Source organism: Micromonospora sp. I033, assembly GCF_053890995.1.
On record NZ_JBSSLX010000332.1, the window covers coordinates 1 to 4150 of the forward strand.

Consider the following 4150-nt stretch of genomic DNA (forward strand, 5'->3'; position numbering starts at 1 on the left):
CACGCCCTGGCCGGGAACACGGCCTTCGTCGAGACCCTGGCCGACGCGGTCAGCGCGGCCGGCGGGCAGCCGCTGCCGGTGTTCTGCGGCTCGCTGCGCGGGCTCACCCCGGGCGCGGGCCCGCTGGAGGAGTTCGCGCGGTGCGACGCCCTGGTGGTGACGGTGCTCGCGGCCGGCGGGGCGGTCGCCGCGGACGCCTCCGGCGGCGGCGACGAGGACGCCTGGGACGTCGGCGCGCTCGCCGCCCTGGACGTGCCGATCGTCCAGGCGCTCTGCCTGACCAGCGACCGCGACCGGTGGGCGGCCAGCGACGCGGGACTGTCCCCGCTGGACGCCGCCATGCAGGTGGCCATCCCCGAGTTCGACGGCCGGATCGTCACCGTGCCGTTCTCGTTCAAGCGGATCGACGCCGACGGGCTCTCGGTCTACCAGCCCGACCCGGAGCGCGCCGCCCGGGTCGCCGGCATCGCCGTCCGACAGGCCCGGCTGCGGCACGTGCCGAACGCCGACAAGCGCCTGGCGGTCGTACTCAGCTCGTACCCGACGAAGCACTCCCGGGTCGGCAACGCGGTCGGCCTGGACACCCCGGCCTCGGCGGTCCGGCTGCTCGCCGCCCTCGCCGAGGCCGGCTACCACCTGGGCGACGGGCCGGTGCCGGACGACGGGGACGCGCTGATCCACGCCCTGATCGCCGCCGGCGGGCACGACGTCGAGTGGCTCACGCCGGAACAGCTCGCCGCCGCCGAGGCGCGGGTGCCGGGGGAGACCTACCGGCGCTGGTTCGCCGCGGTGCCCGCCCCGCTGCGGGAGGGGATGCGGGAGCACTGGGGCGAGCCGCCGGGCCGGCTCTACACCGACGGCGGGGACCTCGTCCTGGCCGGGCTGCGCTTCGGCAACGTTGCGCTGCTCATCCAGCCGCCCCGCGGCTTCGGCGAGAACCCCGTGGCCATCTACCACGACCCGGACCTGCCGCCCAGCCACCACTACCTGGCCGCGTACCGCTGGCTGGCCGCGCCGGTCGCCGACGGCGGCTTCGGCGCGGACGCCGTGGTGCACCTCGGCAAGCACGGCACCCTGGAATGGCTGCCCGGCAAGGGCCTCGGGCTGGCCGCCGACTGCGCCCCCGACGCGGTCCTCGGCGACCTGCCGCTGGTCTACCCGTTCATCGTCAACGACCCCGGCGAGGGCACCCAGGCCAAGCGGCGGGCGCACGCCGTGGTGGTCGACCACCTGGTGCCGCCGATGGCCCGCGCCGAGACGTACGGCGACCTGGCCAAGCTCGAACAGCTGCTCGACGAGTACGCCACCGTGCAGGCCCTCGACCCGGCCAAGGCGCCCACCGTGCAGCGGCAGATCTGGGACCTCGTCCGCGCCGCCGAGCTGCACCACGACCTGCACCAGGCGGAGATGCCCGCCGAGGACGACTTCGACGACTTCGTGCTGCACCTCGACGGCTACCTCTGCGAGGTCAAGGACGTGCAGATCCGCGACGGCCTGCACGTGCTCGCCGAGGCACCCGCCGGGGAGGCCCGGGTCAACCTGGTCCTCGCCGTGCTGCGCGCCCCGCAGGTCTGGGGCGGGGTCCGGGCGCTGCCCGGACTGCGCCAGGCCCTCGCCGCCCACGCCGGCCTCGACGAGGCGGCGCTGCTCGCCGCGCCCGGCGCGCGGATCACCGTGCCGGCGGCGCTCACCGAGGCGGTCGACGGGCCGGCCGCCACCGCCGCCGACGCCGTCGACCTCGTCGAGGCCCTGGCCCGCCGGCTGGTGCTCGGCATGGAGACCCTCGGCTGGGACGAGACCAAGGCCGGCGCGGTGGTCGAGGAGGTGGTCGGCGCAGTGGTGCCCGAGGCCGCCGAGGTGCTCCGCTTCGCCGCCCGCGAGGTGGTGCCCCGGCTGGAGCGCACCACCGACGAGATCGACCGGGTGCTCGGCGCGCTCGACGGCCGGTTCGTCCCGCCCGGCCCGTCCGGCTCGCCCACCCGCGGGCTGGTCAACGTGCTCCCCACCGGACGCAACTTCTACTCGGTCGACCCGAAGGCCATCCCCAGCCGCAACGCCTGGGACGTCGGGGTGGCCCTCGCCGACTCGCTGCTGGCCCGGCACCTCGCCGACACCGGCGCGTACCCGCGCTCGGTCGGGCTCACCGTCTGGGGCACCAGCGCCATGCGGACCCAGGGCGACGACATCGCCGAGGTGCTGGCGCTGCTCGGCGTCCGTCCAACGTGGGACGACCGGTCCCGCCGGGTCACCGGCGTCGAGGTGGTGCCCCTGGCCGAGCTGGGCCGCCCCCGGGTCGACGTCACGGTGCGCATCTCCGGCTTCTTCCGGGACGCCTTCCCGCACGTCGTGGCCCTCATCGACGACGCCGTCCGGCAGGTCGCCGCGCTCGACGAGCCGGCCGCGGAGAACTACGTGAAGGCCCACGTGGACGCCGACGTCGCCGAGCACGGCGATCCGCGCCGGGCCACCGCCCGCATCTTCGGCTCGAAGCCCGGGGCGTACGGGGCCGGGCTGCTGCCGCTCATCGACGCCCGGAACTGGCGCACCGACGCCGACCTGGCCGAGGTGTACGCCGTGTGGGGCGGCTACGCGTACGGGCCGGGGCTGGACGGGCGGGAGGCCCGGGCCGACATGGAACGCTCCTTCGCCCGGATCGCCGTCGCCGTCAAGAACCAGGACACCCGCGAGCACGACATCGTCGACTCCGACGACTACTTCCAGTACCACGGCGGGATGGTGGCCATGGTCCGCCACCTCACCGGCGGCTCCCCGGCCGCGTACGTGGGCGACTCGGCCCTGCCGCACGACGTGCGCACCCGCACCCTCGGCGAGGAGACCCGCCGGGTGTTCCGGGCCCGGGTGGTCAACCCGCGCTGGATCGCCGCCATGCGCCGGCACGGCTACAAGGGCGCCTTCGAGCTGGCCGCCACCGTGGACTACCTGTTCGGCTACGACGCCACCGCCGGGGTCGTCGACGACTGGATGTACGAGCGGCTCGCCGAGGCGTACCTCTTCGACCCGGAGACCCGGGAGTTCCTGGAGCGGTCCAACCCGTGGGCGCTGCGCGGCATCGCCGAACGGCTGCTGGAGGCCGCCGAACGAGGGCTGTGGGCCGCACCCGAGCCGGCCACCCTCGACCGCCTGCACGAGACGTACCTGGCCAGCGAGGGCGACCTGGAGGACCGGCAATGACGAGCTATCCGTTCAGCGCGGTGCTCGGGATGGACGAGATGCGCCTCGCCCTGCTGCTCAACGCGGTCAGCCCGGCCATCGGCGGGGTGCTGGTCCGGGGCGAGAAGGGCACCGCCAAGTCCACCGCCGTCCGCGCCCTCGCCGGGCTGCTGCCCCCGGTCGACCGGGTCGCCGCCTGCCGCTTCGCCTGCGAGCCGGCCGCGCCCGACCCGGGCTGCCCGGACGGGCCGCACCCGGCCGGGTCGGTGGCCGAGCGCCGCCCGGCCCGCCTCGTCGAGCTGCCGGTGGGCGCCGCCGAGGACCGGGTGGTCGGCTCGCTCGACCTGGAGAAGGCCCTGGCCGAGGGGGTACGCGCCTACGAGCCCGGCCTGCTCGCCGCCGCCCACCGCGGCGTGCTCTACGTCGACGAGGTCAACCTCCTCCACGACCACCTGGTCGACCTGCTCCTGGACGCCGCGGCGATGGGCCGCTGCCACGTCGAGCGGGAGGGCGTCTCGGTCAGCCACGCGGCCCGGTTCCTGCTGGTCGGCACCATGAACCCGGAGGAGGGGGAGCTGCGGCCGCAGCTGCTCGACCGGTTCGGCCTCACCGTCGAGGTGGCCGCCAGCCGGGACCCCGCCGTCCGCGCCGAGGTGGTCCGCCGCCGGCTCGCCGCCGACGCCGACCCGGCCGGCTTCGCCGCCGGCTGGGCCGGGGCGGACGCCGAGGTGGCCCGCCGGGTCGCCGCGGCGCGGCTGCGGCTGCCCCGGGTGGCGCTGCCCGACGCGGCGCTGCGGCAGATCGCCGAGGTCTGCGCCGCGTTCGACGTGGACGGCATGCGCGCCGACATCGTCACGGCCCGCACCGCCGTGGCGCACGCCGCCTGGCAGGGCCGGGACCGGGTGGCCGCCGACGACGTCCGGGTCGCGGCCCGGCTGGCCCTGCCGCACCGCCGCCGCCGGGACCCGTTCGACACCCC

At 76.4% G+C, this 4150-nt stretch carries 2 protein-coding genes; both read left to right on the forward strand.

The features are described from left to right. The coding region (gene cobN / locus ACW0Q9_RS29500) for a cobaltochelatase subunit CobN (protein ID WP_456186878.1) at positions 1-3192 on the forward strand (3192 nt) is incomplete at its 5' end. Next, positions 3189-4150: ATP-binding protein (locus ACW0Q9_RS29505; protein ID WP_456186880.1), on the forward strand; the 962-nt coding region annotated here is incomplete at its 3' end. The genes cobN and ACW0Q9_RS29505, both read left to right, overlap by 4 nt.